The sequence below is a fragment of the Pseudomonas silensiensis genome (assembly GCF_050434865.1).
Classification (GTDB): domain Bacteria; phylum Pseudomonadota; class Gammaproteobacteria; order Pseudomonadales; family Pseudomonadaceae; genus Aquipseudomonas; species Aquipseudomonas fluorescens_W.
This window is the reverse complement of the sequence record NZ_JBNDJH010000037.1, coordinates 1-21,646: the sequence shown is the minus strand read 5'-3', so window position 1 is coordinate 21,646 and position 21,646 is coordinate 1. Positions and strand designations below refer to the sequence as shown.

The window sequence follows — 21,646 nt, the reverse complement described above, 5'->3', positions numbered from 1 at the left end:
CGCGAATGAAGCGACTCGGTGTAACAGAAAAACCTCATCATCGTTCTTCGCGGGCAAGCCTCGCTCCTACAAATAGAGCTTCCGGAGTCTTACATGACGGCCCACGCCGACCTTTCGCCGACCCTTCAACTCGCCATCGACCTGATCCGCCGTCCGTCCGTGACGCCGGTCGACGCCGATTGCCAGAAGCAGATGATGCAGCGCCTGGGCGATGCCGGTTTTGCGCTTGAGCCAATGCGCATCGAAGATGTGGATAACTTCTGGGCCACCCACGGTAAACACGACGGTCCGGTACTGTGCTTCGCCGGTCACACCGACGTAGTGCCGACCGGCCCGGTAACCGCCTGGCAAATCGATCCGTTCAACGCAGTCATCGACGAACACGGCATGCTCTGCGGCCGTGGCGCGGCGGACATGAAAGGCAGCCTCGCCTCCATGACCGTGGCGGCCGAGCGTTTCGTCACCGACTACCCGGATCACAAGGGCAAGGTCGCTTTCCTGATCACCAGCGACGAAGAAGGCCCGGCGCACCACGGCACCAAAGCGGTGATCGAACGCCTTGCCGCCCGTAAGGAGCGTCTGGACTGGTGCATCGTCGGCGAACCGTCGAGCACCACCTTGGTGGGCGACGTGGTCAAGAACGGCCGTCGCGGCTCCCTGGGCGCCAAGCTGACTGTGCGCGGCGTGCAGGGTCATGTGGCTTATCCGCACCTGGCGAAAAACCCGATCCACCTCGCCGCCCCGGCGCTGGCCGAACTGGCCGCCGAGCATTGGGACCACGGCAACGATTTCTTCCCGCCGACCAGTTTCCAGATCTCCAACGTGAATTCCGGCACCGGCGCGACCAACGTGATCCCGGGTGATCTGGTGGCGGTGTTCAACTTCCGCTTCTCCACCGAATCCACCGTGGAAGGCCTGCAAAAGCGCGTTGCTGACATCCTCGACAAACATGGCCTGGACTGGCACATCGACTGGGCGCTGTCCGGCCTGCCGTTCCTGACCGAACCGGGTGCGTTGCTGGATGCCGTTGCGTCGAGCATCAAGGACATCACCGGTCGTGAAACCAAGGCGTCCACCAGCGGTGGCACCTCCGACGGGCGCTTCATTGCGACCATGGGTACGCAGGTGGTTGAACTGGGCCCGGTCAACGCGACGATCCACCAGGTCAACGAACGAGTACTGGCTGCCGACCTCGACGTGCTGACTGAAATTTATTACCAGACCCTGATCAAGTTGCTCGCCTGATGCTCGCCTGCCCGATCTGCAGCGAACCGCTGAACGCGGTGGACAACGGCGTGGCCTGCCCCGCCGGGCATCGTTTCGACCGTGCGCGTCAGGGTTACCTGAACCTGTTGCCGGTGCAGCACAAGAATAGCCGCGACCCTGGGGATAACCTGGCGATGGTCGAGGCCCGACGCGACTTTTTGAACGCTGGTCATTACGCACCCGTGGCCAAGCGTCTGGCCGAACTGGCGGCGCAATACGCGCCTCAGCGCTGGCTGGACATCGGTTGTGGCGAGGGTTACTACACCGCGCAAATCGCCGAGGCCTTGCCGAACGCCGACGGTTACGCGTTGGACATCTCCCGGGAGGCGGTCAAACGCGCCTGCAAACGCAACCCGCAGCTGACCTGGTTGATCGCCAGCATGGCGCGAGTGCCGTTGGCCTCTGGCAGCTGCCAGTTTCTCGCCAGCGTCTTCAGCCCGCTGGATTGGGAGGAAGCCAAGCGCCTGCTCAGCCCCGGTGGCGGCTTGATGAAAGTCGGGCCGACCAGCGGCCATCTGATGGAATTGCGCGAGCGGCTTTACGATGAAGTCCGTGAGTACACCGACGACAAGCATCTGGCTTTGGTGCCGGACGGCATGGCGCTGCAACACAGTGAAACCCTGGAGTTCAAGCTGACGCTGGAAAAGGGTCAGGACCGGGCGAACCTGTTGGCCATGACGCCCCACGGCTGGCGCGCCAGTGCTGAACGCCGGGCGGCGGTCATCGAACAGGTCGAGCCGTTCGAGGTCACTGTTTCAATGCGCTACGATTACTTCGTACTTCAATAATTTTTAATTTTTTGGTCTTCGGCAGTTGCCGTAGACCGGCTAAATCCGCGAATGGATTTTTCAGACCCGCAGTGAGGACATCCATGCGCCAACCCGATATCGAGATTTACCTGAAAGACGCCGACGTCGACTACAAGGCCGTCGCGGCCTGGCTCGGCACTGCTTTGGGCCCATGCACCGACTGGGTCCAGAAAGGCCAGACCTACAAATGCAAGGCCGGCAACGTGTCGGTCACCTGGCTGCCGAAAGCCGTGGGCAAATGGAACAGCCTGTTCCTGGACAGCGACCAGACCCCATGGGAAGACGACATCGCCTGCGCCCGCGCAGCGTTTGCCGCGCTGAACGTCGAAGTACGTTGCGCACCGGGCAGCTGGGTTGAAGAAGAAGGTGAAGAGACAGCTGATCGCTGGATGCGCATCAGCGCTGACGGTGAAGAAGAGATCATCTGGAAAACTGCCTAAAAGCTGAACACAAAACCTGTGGGAGCAAGCTCGCTCCCACAGTGTTTTTTGGTGATCTGAAGAGTGGGTTTACAGCCCCACCACATCCTCAGCCTGCAAGCCCTTCTCGCCAGTCACCACGCCGTACTCCACCTGCTGACCTTCAGCCAGGGAGCGATGCCCTTCGCCGCGAATCGCGCGGTAATGCACGAACACGTCCACCCCGTCCTCGCGCTGAATGAATCCGTAACCCTTGGCATCGTTGAACCACTTCACATTGCCGGTTTCGCGCGTAGCCATGTCAGTACCCCCTTGTTTTTATTTTGAACGGCCGAGTATATGACAGCCGCCAAAACTCTCAACTCAACTTTACTTAGGCGCTTTTTTGCCGATTTTCGGCGAATACGGCACACTATCGCCCGCCCGAGCAATTGCTTGGTTTTATTCACTCACGCAGAAGCCGTATGACCCGTTCCCCGTTCCGCCGTCTTGTGTTTGGCACCTTGCGCCGACTGCTCTATCTCTGGGTTCGCTCGGAGACGATCAATCAGTCGTCGTTCACCCTCAACCTCGACCGCAGCCGTCCGGTGTTCTACGTCCTGCAAAACCCTTCGCTGACCGACCTGGCCGTGGTCGATACCGAGTGCAGCAAGGCGGGTTTGCCCCGCCCGGTGTTGCCAGTATCGGTAGGTACGCTGATGGAGCCCGCCGCGTTCTTTTACCTCACGCCGGAGCCTGATTGGCTGGGTCGTCAGGATAAGCGTGGTGCACCGCCGACCTTGACCCGCCTGGTCAGCGCCCTGAGCCAGAACGCCGCCGAAGACGCGCAGATCATTCCGGTCAGCGTGTTCTGGGGCCAATCGCCGGACAGCGAATCGAGCCCGTGGAAACTGCTCTTCGCCGACAGCTGGGCAGTCACCGGGCGCCTGCGTCGGTTGCTGAGCATCATCGTGCTGGGGCGTAAAACCCGGGTGCAGTTCTCGGCGCCGATCCATTTGCGCGAACTGATCGACCACAACAAGGGCCACGAGCGCACCGTGCGCATGGCCCAACGAATTCTGCGGGTGCACTTCCGCAACCTGAAAGCGGCGGTGATCGGTCCGGACATTTCCCACCGCCGCAACCTGGTCAAAGGCCTGCTCAATCAGCCGCTGGTCAAGCAAGCGATCCTCGACGAAGCCGAGCGCGAGAACATCTCCCCGGAGAAAGCCAAGGCCCAGGCCTTGCGCTATGGAAACGAGATCGCCTCGGACTACACCTACACCGCGATCCGCTTCATGGAAGTGGTGCTGAGCTGGTTCTGGAACAAGATCTACGACGGCATCAAGGTCAACAACATCGAAGGCGTGCAAAACGTCGCCCCGGGTTACGAAGTGATCTACGTACCCTGCCACCGCAGCCACATCGACTACCTGCTGCTGTCCTATCTGCTGTTCCGCAATGGCCTGACCCCGCCGCACATCGCCGCCGGGATCAACCTCAACATGCCGGGGATCGGCGGCCTGCTGCGACGCGGCGGTGCGTTCTTCATGCGCCGCACCTTCAAGGGCAACCCGCTCTACACCTCGGTGTTCAACGAATACCTGCATACCCTGTTTACCAAAGGCTTCCCGGTCGAGTACTTCGTCGAGGGCGGCCGTTCGCGCACCGGGCGCATGCTGCAGCCGAAAACCGGGATGCTGGCGATTACCCTGCGCAGCTTCCTGCGTTCGTCTCGGATGCCGATCGTCTTCATCCCGGTCTACATCGGTTATGAACGCGTGCTGGAAGGCCGGACCTACCTCGGCGAACTGCGTGGCGCGACCAAGAAGAAAGAATCGATCTTCGACATCTTCAAAGTCATCGGCGCGCTCAAGCAGCGTTTCGGTCAGGTGGCGGTGAACTTCGGCGAGCCGATCAAACTGGCGGAATTCCTCGACAGCGAACAGCCGGACTGGCGTAAACAGGAGCTCGGTCCGCAGTTCAAACCGGCCTGGCTCAACGAAACCACCAACCGCCTCGGCGAGAAAGTCGCGCAGCATTTGAACGAAGCGGCGGCGATCAACCCGGTCAACCTGGTGGCCCTGGCGCTGCTCTCCACCAGCCGTCTCGCGCTGGATGATCGCGCTATGGCGCGCGTGCTCGATCTGTACCTGGCGCTGTTGCGCAAGGTCCCGTATTCGCCGCACACCACCCTGCCGGAAGGTGACGGCCGCGCGTTGATCGAGCATGTGAAGGACATGGATCTGCTGTCCGAGCAGAGCGATGCCCTGGGCAAGATTCTGTACCTGGACGAGCAAAACGCCGTCCTGATGACCTACTACCGCAATAACGTTTTGCACATCTTCGCCTTGCCGGCGTTGCTGGCGAGCTTCTTCCAGAGCGCCTCGCGCATGAGCCGCGATCAGGTCCTGCGCTACACCCGTGCGCTGTATCCGTACCTGCAATCGGAGCTGTTCATTCGCTGGTCGATGGACGAGCTGGATGCGGTGATCGACCAATGGCTCGAAGCCTTCGTCGAGCAAGGTCTGCTGCGTTTTGAGAATGATGTCTACCTGCGGCCGGCGCCGAGCTCGCGGCATTTCGTGCTGCTGACCCTGCTGTCGAAAAGCATTGCCCAGACCTTGCAGCGCTTCTACATGACGGTTTCGCTGCTGCTCAACAGCGGTCAGAACAGCATCAGCGCCGAAGAGCTGGAAGACCTGTGCACGGTCATGGCCCAGCGCCTGTCGATCCTCCATGGCCTCAACGCCCCGGAGTTCTTCGACAAGAGCCTGTTCCGCCACTTCATCCAGACAATGCTCGACCTCGACGTGCTCAAGCGCGACGAGGCCGGCAAGCTGAGCTATCACATACTGCTCGGCGAACTGGCCGAAGGCGCGGCCAAGCGCGTGTTGCCGGCAGAGATTCGCTTGTCGATCCGTCAGGTCGCGTTGCATCGCAGTGAAGATGCGGCGGATCAGGTCTCGGCTCCCACGCTATCCGACTAAATTCCTACGGGCGCCAGGCCTCTTCTGGCGCCTTCGATACGGAGATCTCCGATGAAAAAACTCTCTTTATTGGCCATGACCACCCTGCTGGGCGCCTGTCAATCAATGCAACCCGACGCTAAAACCTCCCTCGATGGCGAAGTCTTCTACCTGCAACGCATCGCCCTGCCGCCGAGCGCCATGTTAAGCGTCAGCTTGCAGGACGTTTCCCTGGCCGACGCACCCGCCGTGGTCCTCGACGAACACAAAGGCCCGATCAAAGGCCAGGTGCCGCTGCCATTTCATCTGAGTTACGATCCAGCGCAGGTCAAACCGGGTCATCGATATTCCGTCAGCGCCCGTATCGAAGTGAATGGCGAACTGATGTTCATCAGCACCGAACATCATGCCGTGCAGCTGGATGGCAGCGACCCGCAGCCTCTGAAAATCCGCGTCGACGCCGCTCGCTAACTCTCATTTTTTGAACAAAGGAAGCTGCCATGTTCCGCCCTACCCTTCGCTTCGCCGGCCTGTGCGCAGGCTTGATGATCTCCGCCAGCGCCCTGGCGTTGTCGCTCAACGACCTGTCACAAAACGACGCCACCGGCGGCCTCAAGGATGCCCTGACTCAAGGTGCGCAACTGGCCGTGAAACAACTCGGCACGCCGGGTGGCTTCAGCAACAACCCGGACGTGAAAATCGAACTGCCGGGCAAACTGGGCAAAGTCGCCAGCAAGATGAAACAGTTCGGCATGGGCGACCAGGTTGATCAGTTGGAAACCAGCATGAACAAAGCGGCCGAAACCGCCGTGACGCAAGCCCAGCCAATCCTGGTGGACGCGGTGAAGAAGATGAGCGTGGAGGATGCCAAGGGCATTCTCAGCGGCGGCAAGGACTCGGCCACTCAGTACCTGAGCAAAACCAGCCGCGAACAGATCCGCGTCAAGTTCCTGCCAATCGTCAAGCAAGCCACCGACCAGGTGGGCCTGGCCAAACAATACAACTCGTTCGCAGGGCAAGCCGCGACGATGGGTGTGGTGGATGCGAAGAGCGCCAACATCGAAAGCTACGTGACCGAGCAGGCGTTGAACGGTCTGTTCGAGATGATTGGTAAACAGGAAGAAGCCATTCGCCAGAATCCTGCAGCAGCAGCGACGAGTTTGGCGAAGAAGGTGTTTGGTACCCTCTAATACTCTCTCCCGCTGACCGTTCCCACGCTCTGCGGGGGAATGGTCAGAACGGAGTTGTGTTTTGAGCCCGCAGAAAGAACACCCACTCGCGTCCCATCTTCCTTTTCTCAAACACCTCCAATTCGACCAGCCCATTCAACGTGGCCGAAGCGGTATTGTAAGAACAGTCCAGATTCTCCTTCACATTGACCGCCGTAAACTCCTTGGCCATACCGCTCTTGGCCGCTTGGAATACGGCTCGCTGCTTCTCGGTCAATCGGTCAAAAAAACCGGACGCCAACAACCAGCGATCAAAGCTTTCGGCATACGCCAGACTTTTCCGATATGCCTCGGTGAAACCGCTGACAGCCCGCAGGATGACCGAACACTGGAAATCGATGAAATAAGTCAGGTCGAGGTCATCAGCCTCAGTGTTCAGATACGACCGCCCGTATTTCACCGGCGCACTGCGCAGCAAAATGCTGATCGCAATGTAGCGAAAGGCTGAGAAGTCATTCTTGAACATGAACCAATAAAACAGTGCCCGCGCGACCCGGCCGTTGCCATCGCGGAACGGATGCTCATAGCCCAGAGCAAAATGCAGTGCGATACCTTTGATCAGTGGATGAAGGTAATCCGCTTGATCGGGATCGTTGTGGGGCTGATTGATCCACGTCGACAGCACCCGCAATCGTGACACCAGCCCTGCTGCGGGCGGTGGTGTATGCACGGTGTTACCCTCGCCGTCCTGCACCACCACATCATCGTTGCCCCTGAACTCCCCCGGCGAATACTGCGCGTCATCAATCCCCTCGACACCCACCCGGTGCATGGCTGAAATCAGTTCGACACTCAGGGCGTCATAACGCTTTTCCCAGGCGAAATTCATCATCTTGTAGTTGCCGATCACCATTCGCTCATCCGGCGTGCGCGGCAGGCGATTGCGTTTGAGCATGTCCTTGGCCACGCGCGTGGTGGTCGCCGCGCCTTCGAGCTGGCTGCTGCTGATGGCTTCGTCTTCGATCAAATCGTTGAGCAGATAGCTGAAGTGCGCATGCTCACCAATCTGACTGGTCATGTACTCCAGCGCGGCCGTTGTAGCTCGTCGATCGACGGCGGAAACAGCTTTCTGCGCCAACGGCGTGAGCACGAAGTTGCCCCATTGAAGCGGCTCGCCTAGCGGCAAAAGGCTTGAGTACTGCGCAGTCCGGGCTTTCTTCACCAGCACCCAGCACAGATTCGAATCCAGCCCCGACCCCCAGCGGTAGCGCAACTCATCGAAAGGCAGATAACGTCCCTGATCGTCCAGCGGCTTGAGCAAGGCGAGGTAATCCGAGAGGCGTTCCTTGTGGGGCGACTTCCCCAACAGGTCGAATACCGGGTCGGTCCGTCCCCTCAAAATCGGTGGCTTTTTCATTATTACTGTCTCAAAAACTCGTAAAACTGAGTCTTGAGTACAGCATTCAGACCCCTATGACTCAATATCAGAGGGATCTGAAATACATGTAGGACGTCAGGCCGGGTCCTTTTTTATCCTGAACCACGCCGCATACAGCGCCGGCAAAAACAGCAACGTCAACGCCGTCGCCACAATCAACCCGCCCATGATCGCCACCGCCATCGGCCCGAAAAACACGCTCCGCGACAGCGGAATCATCGCCAGCACCGCCGCGAGTGCAGTCAACACAATCGGCCGGAAACGCCGCACCGTGGCTTCAATAATCGCCTGCCAAGGCTTGAGCCCGGAAGCAATGTCCTGCTCGATCTGGTCCACCAGAATCACCGAGTTACGCATGATCATCCCGGACAGCGCGATCGTCCCGAGCATGGCGACGAAACCGAACGGCTGACGGAACACCATCAGGAACAAGGTCACACCGATCAAACCCAAAGGCGCCGTCAGAAACACCATTACCGTGCGTGAGAAACTGCGCAGTTGCAGCATCAGCAATGTCAGCACCACCACGATAAAAAGCGGCACACCGGCCTTCACCGAATTCTGCCCGCGAGCCGAGTCTTCCACCGTGCCACCGACCTCCAGCAAATACCCGTCCGGCAGTTCGGCGCGAATCGGATCGAGGGTCGGCATGATCTGCTTCACCAGCGTCGCCGGTTGTTCCTTGCCGTAGATGTCGGCGCGCACTGTCACGTTCGGCAAGCGGTTGCGGTGCCAGATAATGCCTTCTTCGAAGCCGTATTCCAGGGTCGCGATTTGCGACAGCGCCACGCTGCGACCGTTATCAGTCGGCACCGCCAGGCTTGGCAGCAATGACAGCTCAGTGCGTTCGTGCAACGTGCCGCGCAACAGAATCTCGATCAATTCGTTGTCTTCACGGTACTGGCTGACGCTGGAACCGGTCAGAGAGCTTTGCAGGAACTTCGACAGGTTCGCGGTGCTCACGCCAAGCGCCCGGGCGCGGTCCTGATCGACGTTCAGATAAACGACTTTGCTCGGTTCTTCCCAATCCAGATGGACGTTGACCACATGCGGATTCTCGCGAACCTTGGCCGCCACTTTTCGGGCCAGCGCGCGGACTTCCTCGATGTGCTCACCGGTGACCCGGAACTGCATCGGATAGCCAACCGGTGGCCCGTTCTCCAGACGTGTCACCCGCGCGCGCAGGGCCGGGAATTGTTCCTTGAGGGCTTCGATCAGCCAAGTGCGCAGGACTTCGCGCTCCTCAATGGTTTTGGCCAGGACGACAAACTGGGCGAAGCTTGCTGCAGGAAGTTGTTGATCCAGCGGCAGGTAAAAACGTGGTGAACCGGTGCCCACATAAGCGACATAGTTATCGATACCAGCGTGATCCTTGAGCAGTGCTTCGAGGCGTTTGACCTCATCGCGGGTGTGGCTCAATGAGGCCCCTTCCGCCAGTTTCAGATCAACCATCAACTCCAGACGACCCGATGCCGGGAAGAACTGTTGCGGTACAAAGCGAAACAGCACGATGGAGCCGATGAACAGCACCACGGTCAGCACGATGACGGTTTTACGCCAGCGCACGCACCATTCCACCAAGCGTCTGACACGCTGATAGAACGGAGTGCCGTATGGGTCGGGCTGACCTGTGCCATGTTTGGCTGCATGAATCTTCGCCAGATCCGGCAGGAGTTTTTCCCCCAGATAAGGCACAAACACAACGGCGGCCACCCACGAGGCCAGCAACGCGATGGTCACCACCTGGAAGATCGAACGGGTGTATTCACCCGTACCCGATTGCGCCGTGGCAATCGGCAGGAAGCCGGCGGCGGTGATCAGCGTACCGGTGAGCATCGGGAATGCGGTGCTGGTCCAGGCGTAACTGGCCGCCTTGATCCGGTCGAAGCCCTGCTCCATTTTGATCGCCATCATTTCCACGGCGATGATCGCGTCGTCCACCAACAAACCCAGCGCCAGCACCAATGCCCCGAGGGAAATCTTGTGCAGGCCGATGCCCAGGTAATACATGCAGGCGAAGGTCATCGCCAATACCAATGGAATCGCCAGTGCGACCACCATGCCGGTGCGCACGCCGAGAGAGAAGAAGCTCACCAGCAGGACGATGGCGAGTGCTTCCACCAGCACCTGAACAAACTCACCGACACTGCTTTTCACGGCGGCGGGCTGGTCGGAGACCTTGCGCAGCTGCATACCGGCAGGCAGGTTTTTCTGGATCCGGTCGAACTCGATTTCCAAGGCCTTGCCCAGCACCAGAATGTCGCCGCCCTCCTTCATGGCCACGGCCAGTCCAATGGCGTTTTCCGCCATGAAGCGCATGCTCGGCGCAGGCGGATCGTTGAACCCCCGGCGCACATCCGCCACATCGGCGATGCGGAAGGTGCGATCACCAACGCGGATCGGGAAGTTCTTGATCTCTTCGACCGTCTGAAAATTCCCCGAGACGCGTAGCTGCAATCGCTCACTGGTGGTCTCGAAGAACCCGGCGGTGGACACCGCGTTCTGCTCTTCAAGGGCTTGCTGCACCGCCGCCAACGGTAGGCCGAGGGTGGCGAGTTTGACGTTGGAGAGTTCGATCCAGATCTTCTCGTCCTGTAACCCGAGCAGATCGACCTTGCCCACATCCTTGACCCGTTGCAGCTGAATCTGCACGCGATCGGCGTAGTCCTTGAGCACCGCGTAATCAAAGCCTTCGCCCGTCAGCGCGTAGATATTGCCAAACGTTGTGCCGAACTCATCATTGAAGAATGGCCCCTGGATGCCCGGTGGCAGGGTCTGACGAATGTCACCGATCTTCTTGCGAACCTGATACCAGAGGTCCGGGATTTCCACCGAGTGCATGGAATCACGGGCGACGAACGTCACTTGGGATTCGCCCGGACGGGAGAACGAAACGATGCGTTCGTACTCGCCGGTTTCCATCAGTTTCTTTTCAATACGCTCAGTGACCTGACGCGACACTTCCTGAGCCGTGGCCCCCGGCCAGTTGGTCCGAATCACCATGGCCTTGAAGGTGAACGGCGGGTCTTCACTTTGGCCGAGTTTGGTGTAGGACAGCGCGCCGACAATGGCCAGCAAGAGCATCAGGAACAGTACGATCTGGCGATTACGCAGCGCCCATTCGGAAAGATTGAAACCCATCGGGGATTACTCCTTGTCCGCCAGATTGACCACGCGGTTGGAGCGATCCACCGGGCGCACTTGCTGCCCTTCAAGCAGCACATGGACGCCAGCGGCCACCACCCAATCGCTGGCATTCAGGCCTTCGAGCACGGGTACGGTTTTCTCGCCGAAGGCTCCGACCCGGACCGGGGTTTTCTTCAGGGTGTTGTTGGCGTTGACGACCCAGACGTAGGTCGCGCCGTTTTCTGCGGTCAGCGCGGAAAGCGGCACCGACAGCGGCACCACATCGGAGGTCTGGACGAACACCCGGGCGCTCTGACCGAGTTCAGCGGGGACCTTGCCGCCAGTGAACGCGATGCGGGCGGCAAAGGTGCGCGATTTTGGATCGGCAGCGGGCGACAGCTCACGGATGCGCCCGGCGAAACGTTGGTCGGGTTGGGTCCAGAGTTCCACCGACACTGGCTGACCGACCTTGAAGCGGCCAAAGCTCTGCTCCGGCAAGCTGATCAACACTTCGCGCTCGCCATCGGTGGCGAGGGTAAATACGGTTTGCCCCGCCGCTACCACTTGCCCGACTTCAACCGCGCGTTTAGCCACAACACCATCCTGAGGTGCACGCAGTACGGCGTAACTGGCCTGATTGGTCGAAACGTTGAATTCGGCTTTGATTTGCTTGAGGCGTGCTTCACCGGATCGGTAAAGGTTTTCGGAGTTGTCGTACTGCGAACGGCTGACCATCTGACGGTCCATCAGGGTCTTGTAGCGATCACGCTCGGCGCGCACCAGGTTCAGGTTGGCCTCGGCAGCGGCGACCTGGGCACGGGTGGCTTCCAGTTGCAGGCGCACGTCCTGAGGATCGAGCTCCGCCAGAGGTTGGTCAGCCTTGACCCGCTGCCCTTCTTCGACCAGTCGTCGACTGACTTTACCGCCAATGCGAAACGCCAGGTCCGGCTCATAGCGAGCGCGGACTTCACCGGGAAAGCTCTCCATCGCCTGGGCCGAGGGCTCTGGCTGCACGACCATGGCCGGGCGAACGGTGACTTGGGGCGCCTCTTCGTGACCACACGCAGACAATAAAAACGCCAGACTGACTGGCAACGCGAGGGGCAAGGCATAGCGGAACATGGTGAAGGACCTTTCGCTAATGGTGCTTGGAATAATTATACTGAGCAGTATGTTATTAATAGCAAACTCACCAGTCCAGTATTAAAAGCGCATATGCCTAACAATCTTTCAGTACCTAACGGCCCAGGCCGTCCCAAGGATCTGGCCAAGCGCCAGGCGATCCTCGATGCGGCGAAAATTCTGTTTCTGAGCAAGGGTTATGCGAATACCAGCATGGACGCCGTCGCGGCCGAGGCCGGCGTGTCGAAGCTGACGGTCTACAGCCACTTCAACGACAAAGAGACGCTGTTCTCCGCCGCCGTGATGGCCAAGTGCGAAGAGCAGTTGCCGACGCTGTTTTTCGAATTGCCGGACGGCACTGCCGTAGAAACGGTGCTGTTGAACATCGCGCGCGGCTTTCATCAGCTGATCAATAGCGACGAATCGGTCAACTTGCATCGGCTGATGATGACGCTGGGCAGCCAGGACCCGAAACTCTCGCTGATCTTCTTCGAGGCCGGGCCTGAGCGCATGCTGCAGGGCATGGAGCGGTTGCTGAGCAAGGTTGATCAGAGCGGCGCGTTGAGCATCGACAAACCGCGCAATGCGGCCGAGCATTTTTTCTGCCTGCTCAAGGGGGCGGGGAATTTCAGGCTGCTTTATGGCTGTGGCGAGCCGCTGACCGGGGATGCGGCCGAGAGCCATGTGCAGGAAGTGGTGGGGTTGTTTATGCGGGCCTACAGGCCTGAGACAGCCTGATAAGGTTTGGTTGCCTGGTCTGCCCCCTTTGCGAGCAAGCCCGCTCCCACATTGGATCTATGCACCACCATAGATCCCCTGTGGGAGCGGGCTTGCTCGCGAAGGGCGCGCCTCGGTATCAGGGCTTGAGTGCTTTCTTCGGGTAAATGTCATACCGGCTGGATTTACCGTCCAGCGCATGACTCGGTTTCGGCCCTTCGATGCATGGCGCCTTGCGCGGGCGCTTGACCACCACCCGGTGGCTGGCCAACGCCAACGCCGCTTCGAGCAGTGCAGGCGCATCCGGGTCATCGCCTACCAGCGGCCGGAACAGGCGCATTTCCTTCTTCACCAAGGCCGTCTTCTCACGATGGGGAAACATCGGGTCGAGGTAGATCACCTGCGGCGGCTCGCCCTCCCAGTTGCGCATCACCTCGATCGAATTGCCCTTGAGCAAGCGCATCCGCGCCACGATCGGCGCCACGTCAAAGTCTTCCGCACCGCGTGCCAGGCCATCTTCAAGCAACGCGCCAATCAGCGGCTGACGCTCAATCAGGCTCATCTCGCAGCCCAGGCTCGCCAGCACGAACGCATCTTTGCCCAGCCCCGCCGTGGCATCCAGCACGCGCGGACGCACGCCTTGGGCAACCCCGACAGCCTTGGCGATCATCTGACCGCTACCACCGCCGTACAAGCGACGATGGGCCGCACCGCCCTCGACAAAGTCCACCCGCACCGGCCCCGGTGCGTCCGGGCCCAGTTGCTGCAGCTGCAAACCCTGGTCGCCGACCTGCAAGGCAAACTCACCGTCATCCACCTGCATCGGCAAACCCAGGCGCTCGGCCCATTGTTCGGCCTGTGGCTGAAAAGTCGCGGCCAGGGCCTCGACATGGATGCGGCAGGCCGCAGGTTGCTCAATCATGGGAAAACACGCTCAAAAAATTAATGATCGGCAAAAACGGCCGATAACAAAACTATCGAGCATTTTGCCAGAGCTGAGCGTCGACCGAGAGAAATGTCAGACATTCAACGCACATCGATAGACTACATCTCGCCCCACGGCGATTTTGGCCTACGAAACTCCCAAGCACTGAGCAGCGTCAGTCACCTGTGGCAGGATTTCTTTGCCCAGGCCCTGGCCGATCAGTCGGGCGATGTCGTACCGGCTTCTCTCAACTTTCCACCGGTCGATCTTGATAGCCCAGTCGAACCCACCGTTGGCAGCGAACTGCTGGCGCACATCATTTCCCAGCGCGAATGCGATGTGAAAGAAACCGAGGTCCGCCCGCCCGAGCCGCTGTTCCTGCCGATTGCCGAGTTCGAAATGGACCTGGCCGACAAACCTTTCCCACCGTTCCCGGCACAAGAAATCGTCGCTCAACAGAAACAACAAGACTTCGAAAGCCGCTGGGTCCGCCCGATCGTGCTCACGGCCGGTCAACCGCTGCCAGTGCCTGGCGCCGCACCGCAACCGCGTCCGCTGCACCTGCCGATCGCCGAATTCGAACTCGATCTGCTGGACAAGCCATTCCCGCCGTTCTCGCCCGAAGCGCTGGTGGAGCAACAGAAACAACTCGATTTCGATAACGGCTGGGCTCGCCCGATCGTCCTGCAGAACCTGCGCATCGCCGCTTGAACCTCAGCGATCGTCAGCCTTTGAACAATTGATTGGCCTGGGCGTACGGCATGGATCGCGATGTGAATCCGAACGTGCCCAACGTCTTGATCTCTTCAGCAGCGCGGAAGAACTCACCGTACGCTGCCAAGGCCAGCGCCGAACCGACGCTGATACGTTTGACGCCCATTTCGCTCAACTGCTCGACCGTCAATTTCAGTCCGCCAGACATCAACACATTGACCGGTTTCGGCGCCACGGCGCGGACCACCGCCAATACGTCTTCAGCACTGCGCAGACCCGGCGCATAAAGTACGTCGGCACCCGCCTCGGCAAACGCCTGCAAGCGGCGAATGGTATCGGCGAGATCAGGATTGCCGTGTAGAAAGTTCTCCGCGCGAGCGGTCAACATGAAGGGAAACGGCAAGCTGCGAGCGGCTGCCACCGCAGCCTTGATCCGCGCGACGGCATGCTCGAAGCAGTAGATCGGCGCTTCTTCACGGCCCGTGGCATCTTCGATTGAACCGCCGACCGCGCCGGCCTCTGCCGCACGCAAAATACTCTGTGCGCATTCGGCTGGATCGTCAGCGAAACCGTTTTCCAGGTCGACGGCGACGGGCAGATCCGTTGCCGCGACAATCGCCCGAACGTTTGCCAGGGTGTCGTCCAGCGTCAGTGCGCCATCGGGGCGGGCGTTGGAAAAGGCGTATCCGGCACTGGTGGTCGCCAGCGCTTCGAAACCAAGGCTGGCGAGCATTTTCGCCGAGCCGGCGTCCCAAGGGTTGGGAATGACAAAAGCCCCCGCGCGTTCGTGCAGTGCTTTAAACGCTTGGGCTCTAAGGGTTTGCGCATCCATTGGCAGGCTCCTGAAAAGGGCAAGAAATCCGCTTCAGAGCAGGCCAAGTTGCTCGGCAGCGGGCTCTCTGTATAGCTCAGGCAGCGGCGGCAGGCCAGGTAAACGCAGCATCAGTTTTGCGTGAAAACGTTGCGCCAGTTTGGCGGCCAGTAAATTGTCGGCGGTGTGCAGGAAGATATAGGGCGTACGCCCCTCTTCGATCCACACGGCGATTTTCTCGACCCACGGCACCAGGAACGGGTCGTTGGCCTCAAGTTGCGGATGGCCGATGAAGCGCACCTGCGGACATTGCGTGAAGGCGGCCGGACGGGGCGGCACCCTGGGCTTTTTCGATTGGGCGTGAAGTACAGAAGGATCGGTCGATGTGCAGCTGAACAGCGCGCGGGGATCGAGGCAGATCCGCTCGACACCGCGATCCAGCAGCAGACGATTGAGCATTCGCTCGGCATCGCCCTTGGCGAAGAACTCGTCATGCCGCACTTCAACCGCCAGAGGCCGGTCAACGGCATCAATAAATCCGGCAAGCTCCGACAGCCGCTGCGGCGTAAAGCTTTTCGACAGTTGCAGCCACAGCGGTGAAACCCGTTCGCCGAGGGGGCTGAGCAATTGCAGGAAGGTTTCGGCCGCGGTCAATTGTTCGCGCAGGTCACCGCCGTGGCTGATGTCACCGGGGAACTTGGCAGTGAAGCGAAAGTGTTCGGGCATGGTTTCGGCCCAACGCTGCACAGTGGTCGCAGCCGGGCTCGCGTAGAAGGTCGTATTGCCTTCCACGGCGTTGAATACTTGGGAATAGAGACTCAGAAATTCGGCGGGTTTGGCGTCCAGCGGATAAAGATAATCGCGCCAGGCGTTTTCACTCCAGGACGGACAGCCCAGGTAGTAAGGCAGCCGCATCAGATGTACAGGTCGAGGCCCAGCACATCCGAATCCCAATCGACAAAACCGGCGGTGCTCAGGTAGCTGGCCAGGGCCTTCGCGACACTGCTGCTCATGGCACGGTGATAAAGCATGTCTTGTTGACGGGCGGGGAGATTGCTCAAGCGTTGCGCAGAGGCTTTGGCAGCGCGGGCGGCCAGTTGCTCTTCGGATGGAATTTCCAGCTCGCCATCGATATCGATATCGATATCGACGTAGTCATCCTCTGCCACAGGACCTTTGCGAGGCTTGCGTTTGATGGGGTAGGACTGGGAGGGAACGCCGTCTATACGCATGAGTACATGTCCGGGATCAATGATGGCAGTTTAGTGGCGCATAGTCCGCTTCGCAAACCGCCGAGTGATAACTAGAACACAGAAAATGGAAAAGGTTTAAAAGCCGGGGATATAAAACGACGATTGGCTGCGTTGGTACACATTGTGGCGAGGGAGCTTGCTCCCGTCCGGCTGCGAAGCAGTCGTAAAATCAGGCTGCGCGATGTACCTGCCTACAATTGGGGCCGCTTCGCAGCCCAGCGGGAGCAAGCTCCCTCGCCACAAAAGCAATGCGGATCAACGTGCTTTCGGGGTGGCGACTTTATCGCGCAAGTACACCGGTTGAGCCTCATCTGCCACGATCGCCTCACCACGCGCCCAGGCAAAACGCGCCAGGGTCAGCAGGTCCTCGGCGTGAGGCAGCATGCCCGCATCCTGCCCGGTGAGGCTGACGGCGATTCGCTCGGCATAACCCCAGCCAGTGCCGGCGCCAAACCACTCACCGCTGGCGTCAGCCGGCAACGCGGCCACTTCCGGCGCAAGCACTGCTTCATTGCCGACCAGCCGCATCTCCCCCGCCGTTTCGCGGTAGCAACCCCAATACACTTCGTCCATGCGCGCATCGATGGCGGCCGCGACCTGGCTCACGCCATGTTCGCGATAGGCCCGCTGCGCCAGCACGGCCAGGTTCGACACCGGCAACACCGGGCGATCCAGCGCAAACGCCAGCCCCTGCACCACGCCGATGGCGATCCGCACGCCGGTGAAGGCACCCGGACCACGTCCGAACGCGATGGCATCGACCGCTTGCAACGTGGTCCCGGCATCCGCCAGCAGTTGCTGAATCATCGGCAGCAACTTCTGCGCATGCAGGCGCGGGATCACCTCGTAATGACTCGTGACTTTGCCGTCATGCAGCAAGGCAACGGAGCAAGCTTCAGTCGCGGTGTCCAGGGCCAGCAAGGTGCTCATCGATGTTTCCGTAAGAGAGGTCAGAAAAAGTGCGCCAGTATAAACAACTACGGCCCGCAAGCGGGCCGTAGAAGATGAAGCGATTCAGACTTTTCAGCTCAGTGCTTCAAGCACCTTGCCGGTGATCACTTCAACCGAGCCAACACCTTCGACGTGGCTGTACTTCGGTTTGCCTTGAGCGGCGGACAGCTCCTGGTAAAACTTCACCAGAGGCTCGGTCTGGGCGTGGTAGACCGACAGGCGATGACGCACGGTTTCTTCAGTGTCGTCTTTGCGCTGCACCAGTTCGTCGCCGGTGATGTCGTCTTTACCGGCAATTTTTGGCGGGTTGTAGACGATGTGGTACACGCGGCCGCTGGCCTCGTGAACACGACGGCCAGCGATACGCTGAACGATGTCTTCGTCTTTAACGTCGATTTCCAGCACGTGATCCAGCTCCACGCCGGCTTTCACCAGGGCTTCAGCCTGAGGAATGGTGCGCGGAAAACCGTCGAACAGGAAACCGTTGGCGCAATCGGCTTGGCTGATGCGCTCCTTGACCAGGTTGATGATCAGGTCATCGGAAACCAGACCACCGCTGTCCATGACGCTCTTGGCGATCAGGCCCAGCTCGGTGCCGGCCTTGACCGCGGCACGCAGCATGTCGCCGGTGGAGATTTGCGGGATACCGAATTTTTCGGTGATGAACTTAGCCTGAGTACCTTTACCGGCCCCGGGAGCTCCCAGCAGAATGACGCGCATCGATGTGCTCCTCAATTTTTTATATAAATAACGTCAGATTCGCCTCGTGGGGCCAATCTCAAAAAAAGGGTCGTGACCGCCCAAACGGTCAAAGGCTGATCAAGATACACAGCAGGCCCGGAGCACACAAGCCGCCGAAAGTCGGAGAAACCCGCGCCTGATGTGGCCTTTCGTCGGGGTAACCCTAGTCGCAACCCCATCACTAACTGTCGCCTGGCAGCACTTTTCAACCCCTCGCCCACAGGCAACTCGACGCTCACGCCGAGTGCCTTGCCCCACGACGAAAACCTTAGCCGGTATTACGCAAACCGGCGGCAATCCCCGCCACAGACACCAGCAGCGCCTGTTCTACCGGGCTGCCCTGCGCCACTTCCTGTTGTCGCGAACGCGCCAACAACTCAGCCTGCAATAGATGAAGAGGGTCGAGGTAAGTGTTGCGCAAGCGGATGAATTCAAGCGTGGCTGGGCTATGTGCCAGTAGCTGAGACTGACCGGTCAGCCCCAGGACCACCGAGCAGGCCTGCGACAATAGGTCGCGTAAATGCGCACCCAAAGGGAGCAGATCCGGCTCGACCAAACGCTCATCGTAGGACCGGGCGATATCGGCATCGGCCTTGGCCAACACCATTTCCAGCATATCGATGCGCGTGCGGAAGAACGGCCACTGCTCGCGCATCTGCCCCAGCAGCTCGCCTTCGCCGCGCTCCAGCGCCTTGCTCAACGCAGCTTCCCAGCCGAGCCACGCCGGCAACATCAGACGCGTCTGGGTCCAGCCGAAGATCCACGGGATCGCCCGCAGGCTTTCAATCCCGCCAGCGCGACGCTTGGCCGGGCGACTGCCCAACGGCAAGCGTCCCAGTTCCTGTTCAGGGGTGGACTGACGGAAATACTCAACGAACTGCGGGTTTTCCCGCACCACGGCGCGATAAGCACTGACACCGTCAGCCGCCAATTCGTCCATCAGATTGCGCCAGGCCGGCTCTGGTGGCGGCGGTGGCAACAAGGTCGCTTCCAATACCGCTGCCAGGTACAGGTTGAGGTTCTGCTCGGCGATGTCCGGCAGGCCGAATTTGAAACGAATCATTTCCCCCTGCTCGGTGGTACGGAAACGCCCCGCCACCGAACCCGGTGGCTGCGACAGAATCGCTGCGTGTGCCGGACCGCCGCCGCGCCCCACGGTGCCACCGCGACCGTGGAACAACAGCAGTTCTACTTGTTGCTCGCGACAGATGTCGACCAAGCGCTCCTGCGCCCGATACTGCGCCCAGGCCGCCGCCGTCGTGCCGGCGTCCTTGGCCGAGTCGGAGTAGCCGATCATCACTTCCTGCGGCCCTTGCAGGCGCGAGCGATAACCGGGCAGCAGCAACAGCTTTTCGATTACCGGGCCGGCGTTGTCGAGGTCGGCAAGGGTCTCGAACAGCGGCACCACGCGCATCGGCCGCAACACACCAGACTCTTTGAGCAGCAATTGCACGGCCAGCACGTCGGAAGCGGCGCCGGCCATGGAGATCACATACGAACCGAGCGATGCGCCCGGCGCCGCAGCGACTTCCCGGCAGGTCGCCAGCACTTCGGCGGTATCCGCCGATGGTTTGAAGTACGCCGGCAGTAACGGTCGGCGGTTGTTCAATTCGCGCATCAGGAAGGCGATGCGCTCTTCCTCACTCCAGTCCTCGTAGCGCCCCAGGCCCAGGTAATCGGTGATCTCGGTCATGGCCGCGGTATGTCGCGTCGAGTCCTGACGCACATCGAGCCGCACCAGGAACAGCCCGAACGTCACCGCCCGCCGCAGGCAATCGAGCAGCGGTCCATCAGCGATCACGCCCATGCCGCACTCATGCAGCGAGTGGTAGCACAGCTCCAGCGGATCGAGCAGTTCGCGGTTGTCTTGCAACACATCGGCGGGTGCCGTCGTGGTCTTCGTCAAGGAGGCGTGAGCCCAGTTACGCGTCGCGCGCAGGCGTTCACGCAGCTGTTTCAGCACCGCGCGGTAAGGTTCGGCGCTGTCCCCGGCCTTGGCCTTCAAGTCGTCGCTGGCCTGCTGCATCGACAACTCGGCCGCCAGGTGATCGACATCGCGCAGGTACAAGTCCGCGGCCATCCAGCGTGCCAGCAGCAAGACTTCACGGGTTACGGCAGCGGTCACGTTGGGGTTGCCGTCCCGGTCGCCGCCCATCCACGAGGCAAAGCGAATCGGCGCTGCCTCCAGTGGGAGGTGCAGGCCAGTTGCGTCATGCAGGGCTTTATCAGCCTTGCGCAAATAGTTGGGGATCGCCTGCCACAGCGAATGTTCGATCACCGCGAAGCCCCATTTGGCCTCATCTACTGGAGTTGGGCGGGTGCGGCGGATTTCTTCGGTGTGCCAGGCTTCGGCGATCAGGCGCTGCAACTTCGTGTGGATCTGCTCGCGTTCGGCAGTGGTCAGGTCGCGATGGTCCTGGGCGGCCAGTTGTGCGGCAATCGCGTCGTACTTCTGGATCAGTGTGCGGCGCGCCACTTCGGTCGGGTGCGCGGTGAGGACCAGTTCGATCTCCAGCCGTCCCAGTTGCCGGGCCAGGGATTCGGCGCTGTGGCCCTCAGCGCTGAGCCGAGCGAGCAGTTCCGGCAGTACTCGCGCTTCGAACGGTGCAGGCTGCGACTCTTCGCGACGGTGAATCAGCTGATATTGCTCGGCGATATTGGCCAGGTTGAGAAACTGGTTGAACGCCCGCGCCACCGGCAGCAACTCTTCTTCGCTCAATTGGTTGAGGCTGGCGCTCAGTTCAGCGTCCATCGAACCGCGACGGTCGGCCTTGGCGCCCTTGCGGATCTGCTCGATCTTGTCGAGAAATCCGTCCCCGTACTGTTCACGAATGGTGTTGCCCAACAGCTCACCCAACAGGTGAACATCTTCGCGCAAGCGTGCATCAATATCGGTCATCAGCAGTTCTCCAGCGAAAATCCGGGTGACTTGGTGTCCATGCTCTTGAGTTAGAGAGTGCCGCTGTAAAGCGGTTCTTACAAGCGGACGACTGAGGGAATGCTGTTCGCCTGAAAAAGTTTTGGGGATCGGGGATTGGGATTGGGATTGGTGGGGGACATATCCGTTTCTGCGGTGATGGCGGCTGGCGGTTTCGCTCTTACAGCGAGTCACTTGGAAAAGCCCCAAGTAACCAAGGGCTCCTGCCCCGCCATTCGGTGCCTCGCCTAGGCTCGGCATGCCCTCACTCCGGCATTGCTCCGGGGGCCCGCCGCCATCGGCCATCCATGGCCGGGGGC

General features: G+C 60.2%; 19 protein-coding genes. 8 read left to right on the top strand and 11 right to left on the bottom strand.

The features are described 5' to 3' along the window. The first annotated feature begins 93 nt into the window (after positions 1-93). From dapE to QF010_RS32275, 3 genes are all read left to right on the top strand, one after another. Positions 94-1,245, top strand: coding sequence for a succinyl-diaminopimelate desuccinylase (dapE, locus tag QF010_RS32285; RefSeq protein WP_008146697.1), 1,152 nt, complete (start codon positions 94-96; stop codon positions 1,243-1,245). Then, entirely contained in the window at positions 1,245-2,054 is an 810-nt protein-coding gene (locus tag QF010_RS32280; RefSeq protein WP_033056314.1) for a putative RNA methyltransferase, read from the top strand. Before dapE ends, QF010_RS32280 begins: the two co-directional genes overlap by 1 nt. An 83-nt stretch (positions 2,055-2,137) precedes the next feature. Continuing rightward, positions 2,138-2,515, top strand: coding sequence for a hypothetical protein (locus tag QF010_RS32275; protein WP_046054558.1), 378 nt, complete (start codon positions 2,138-2,140; stop codon positions 2,513-2,515). Positions 2,516-2,584: 69 nt separating this feature from the next. On the opposite strand, the gene QF010_RS32270 is transcribed toward QF010_RS32275, so the two are convergent. Further along, positions 2,585-2,794 (bottom strand): cold-shock protein, encoded by a 210-nt coding sequence (locus tag QF010_RS32270; RefSeq protein WP_008146705.1) that lies wholly within the window; start codon positions 2,792-2,794, stop codon positions 2,585-2,587. Between the two features lie 164 nt (positions 2,795-2,958). On the opposite strand from QF010_RS32270, the gene plsB reads away from it, so the two are divergent. From plsB to QF010_RS32255, 3 genes are read left to right on the top strand one after another with little or no spacing between them, the layout of a single operon-like run. Continuing rightward, a complete protein-coding gene (plsB, locus tag QF010_RS32265; RefSeq protein ID WP_033056317.1) occupies positions 2,959-5,463 on the top strand; it encodes a glycerol-3-phosphate 1-O-acyltransferase PlsB in 2,505 nt (834 codons plus the stop codon). A 51-nt stretch (positions 5,464-5,514) separates the two neighbouring features. Next, a complete protein-coding gene (locus QF010_RS32260; protein WP_429534699.1) occupies positions 5,515-5,913 on the top strand; it encodes a YbaY family lipoprotein in 399 nt (132 codons plus the stop codon). 29 nt (positions 5,914-5,942) lie between these two features. After that, entirely contained in the window at positions 5,943-6,632 is a 690-nt protein-coding gene (locus QF010_RS32255; RefSeq protein WP_046046320.1) for a DUF4197 domain-containing protein, read from the top strand. 43 nt (positions 6,633-6,675) lie between these two features. On the opposite strand, the gene QF010_RS32250 is transcribed toward QF010_RS32255, so the two are convergent. From QF010_RS32250 to QF010_RS32240, 3 genes are all read right to left on the bottom strand, one after another. Beyond that, positions 6,676-8,028 (bottom strand): Fic family protein, encoded by a 1,353-nt coding sequence (locus QF010_RS32250; protein ID WP_429534698.1) that lies wholly within the window; start codon positions 8,026-8,028, stop codon positions 6,676-6,678. A 96-nt stretch (positions 8,029-8,124) separates the two neighbouring features. Beyond that, positions 8,125-11,190, bottom strand: a complete 3,066-nt coding sequence (locus QF010_RS32245) for an efflux RND transporter permease subunit (protein WP_429534697.1) — start codon at positions 11,188-11,190, stop codon at positions 8,125-8,127. A gap of 6 nt (positions 11,191-11,196) precedes the next feature. Continuing rightward, complete coding sequence (locus QF010_RS32240) at positions 11,197-12,297, bottom strand: efflux RND transporter periplasmic adaptor subunit (protein WP_429534696.1); 1,101 nt, start codon at positions 12,295-12,297, stop codon at positions 11,197-11,199. A gap of 93 nt (positions 12,298-12,390) precedes the next feature. Here QF010_RS32240 and QF010_RS32235 point away from each other — a divergent pair, with 93 nt between their 5' ends. Then, positions 12,391-13,035, top strand: coding sequence for a TetR/AcrR family transcriptional regulator (locus QF010_RS32235; protein ID WP_033056324.1), 645 nt, complete (start codon positions 12,391-12,393; stop codon positions 13,033-13,035). A gap of 118 nt (positions 13,036-13,153) precedes the next feature. On the opposite strand, the gene QF010_RS32230 is transcribed toward QF010_RS32235, so the two are convergent. Then, a complete protein-coding gene (locus QF010_RS32230; protein ID WP_033056325.1) occupies positions 13,154-13,936 on the bottom strand; it encodes a class I SAM-dependent methyltransferase in 783 nt (260 codons plus the stop codon). Positions 13,937-14,029: 93 nt separating this feature from the next. Between QF010_RS32230 and QF010_RS32225 the strand changes: the two genes are divergently transcribed. Then, complete coding sequence (locus QF010_RS32225; RefSeq protein WP_429534695.1) at positions 14,030-14,650, top strand: energy transducer TonB; 621 nt, start codon at positions 14,030-14,032, stop codon at positions 14,648-14,650. A gap of 13 nt (positions 14,651-14,663) precedes the next feature. Here the strand turns inward: QF010_RS32225 and QF010_RS32220 are convergent, their stop codons facing one another. The 6 genes from QF010_RS32220 to ppc all read right to left on the bottom strand — a co-directional run bounded on the left by QF010_RS32220 (position 14,664) and on the right by ppc (position 21,308). Then, complete coding sequence (locus QF010_RS32220; protein ID WP_429534694.1) at positions 14,664-15,485, bottom strand: isocitrate lyase/PEP mutase family protein; 822 nt, start codon at positions 15,483-15,485, stop codon at positions 14,664-14,666. Positions 15,486-15,518: 33 nt separating this feature from the next. Further along, positions 15,519-16,379, bottom strand: coding sequence for a DUF72 domain-containing protein (locus QF010_RS32215; protein ID WP_033056330.1), 861 nt, complete (start codon positions 16,377-16,379; stop codon positions 15,519-15,521). Next, positions 16,379-16,696: a hypothetical protein gene (locus QF010_RS32210; protein ID WP_429534693.1), complete on the bottom strand. Its 318-nt coding sequence runs from the start codon at positions 16,694-16,696 to the stop codon at positions 16,379-16,381. Before QF010_RS32210 ends, QF010_RS32215 begins: the two co-directional genes overlap by 1 nt. Positions 16,697-16,972: 276 nt before the next feature. Then, positions 16,973-17,647 carry a tRNA (adenosine(37)-N6)-threonylcarbamoyltransferase complex dimerization subunit type 1 TsaB gene (tsaB, locus tag QF010_RS32205; RefSeq protein WP_033056334.1) on the bottom strand — a complete coding sequence of 225 codons (675 nt, stop codon included), beginning with the start codon at positions 17,645-17,647 and terminating at the stop codon, positions 16,973-16,975. Between the two features lie 93 nt (positions 17,648-17,740). After that, positions 17,741-18,388, bottom strand: a complete 648-nt coding sequence (adk, locus tag QF010_RS32200; protein ID WP_008156862.1) for an adenylate kinase — start codon at positions 18,386-18,388, stop codon at positions 17,741-17,743. A 289-nt stretch (positions 18,389-18,677) separates the two neighbouring features. Beyond that, on the bottom strand, positions 18,678-21,308 hold the full coding sequence (gene ppc / locus QF010_RS32195; protein ID WP_429534692.1) for a phosphoenolpyruvate carboxylase: 2,631 nt from the start codon (positions 21,306-21,308) through the stop codon (positions 18,678-18,680). Positions 21,309-21,646 lie beyond the last annotated feature (338 nt).

Excerpts from the sequence above, each read along its gene's own strand:
- dapE (WP_008146697.1), top strand. The coding sequence starts at position 94 with ATGACGGCCCACGCCGACCTTTCGCCGACCCTTCAACTCGCCATCGAC.
- QF010_RS32280 (WP_033056314.1), top strand. The coding sequence starts at position 1,245 with ATGCTCGCCTGCCCGATCTGCAGCGAACCGCTGAACGCGGTGGACAAC.
- QF010_RS32275 (WP_046054558.1), top strand. The coding sequence starts at position 2,138 with ATGCGCCAACCCGATATCGAGATTTACCTGAAAGACGCCGACGTCGAC.
- QF010_RS32270 (WP_008146705.1), bottom strand. The coding sequence starts at position 2,794 with ATGGCTACGCGCGAAACCGGCAATGTGAAGTGGTTCAACGATGCCAAG.
- plsB (WP_033056317.1), top strand. The coding sequence starts at position 2,959 with ATGACCCGTTCCCCGTTCCGCCGTCTTGTGTTTGGCACCTTGCGCCGA.
- QF010_RS32260 (WP_429534699.1), top strand. The coding sequence starts at position 5,515 with ATGAAAAAACTCTCTTTATTGGCCATGACCACCCTGCTGGGCGCCTGT.
- QF010_RS32255 (WP_046046320.1), top strand. The coding sequence starts at position 5,943 with ATGTTCCGCCCTACCCTTCGCTTCGCCGGCCTGTGCGCAGGCTTGATG.
- QF010_RS32250 (WP_429534698.1), bottom strand. The coding sequence starts at position 8,028 with ATGAAAAAGCCACCGATTTTGAGGGGACGGACCGACCCGGTATTCGAC.
- QF010_RS32245 (WP_429534697.1), bottom strand. The coding sequence starts at position 11,190 with ATGGGTTTCAATCTTTCCGAATGGGCGCTGCGTAATCGCCAGATCGTA.
- QF010_RS32240 (WP_429534696.1), bottom strand. The coding sequence starts at position 12,297 with ATGTTCCGCTATGCCTTGCCCCTCGCGTTGCCAGTCAGTCTGGCGTTT.
- QF010_RS32235 (WP_033056324.1), top strand. The coding sequence starts at position 12,391 with ATGCCTAACAATCTTTCAGTACCTAACGGCCCAGGCCGTCCCAAGGAT.
- QF010_RS32230 (WP_033056325.1), bottom strand. The coding sequence starts at position 13,936 with ATGATTGAGCAACCTGCGGCCTGCCGCATCCATGTCGAGGCCCTGGCC.
- QF010_RS32225 (WP_429534695.1), top strand. The coding sequence starts at position 14,030 with ATGTCAGACATTCAACGCACATCGATAGACTACATCTCGCCCCACGGC.
- QF010_RS32220 (WP_429534694.1), bottom strand. The coding sequence starts at position 15,485 with ATGGATGCGCAAACCCTTAGAGCCCAAGCGTTTAAAGCACTGCACGAA.
- QF010_RS32215 (WP_033056330.1), bottom strand. The coding sequence starts at position 16,379 with ATGCGGCTGCCTTACTACCTGGGCTGTCCGTCCTGGAGTGAAAACGCC.
- QF010_RS32210 (WP_429534693.1), bottom strand. The coding sequence starts at position 16,696 with ATGCGTATAGACGGCGTTCCCTCCCAGTCCTACCCCATCAAACGCAAG.
- tsaB (WP_033056334.1), bottom strand. The coding sequence starts at position 17,647 with ATGAGCACCTTGCTGGCCCTGGACACCGCGACTGAAGCTTGCTCCGTT.
- adk (WP_008156862.1), bottom strand. The coding sequence starts at position 18,388 with ATGCGCGTCATTCTGCTGGGAGCTCCCGGGGCCGGTAAAGGTACTCAG.
- ppc (WP_429534692.1), bottom strand. The coding sequence starts at position 21,308 with ATGACCGATATTGATGCACGCTTGCGCGAAGATGTTCACCTGTTGGGT.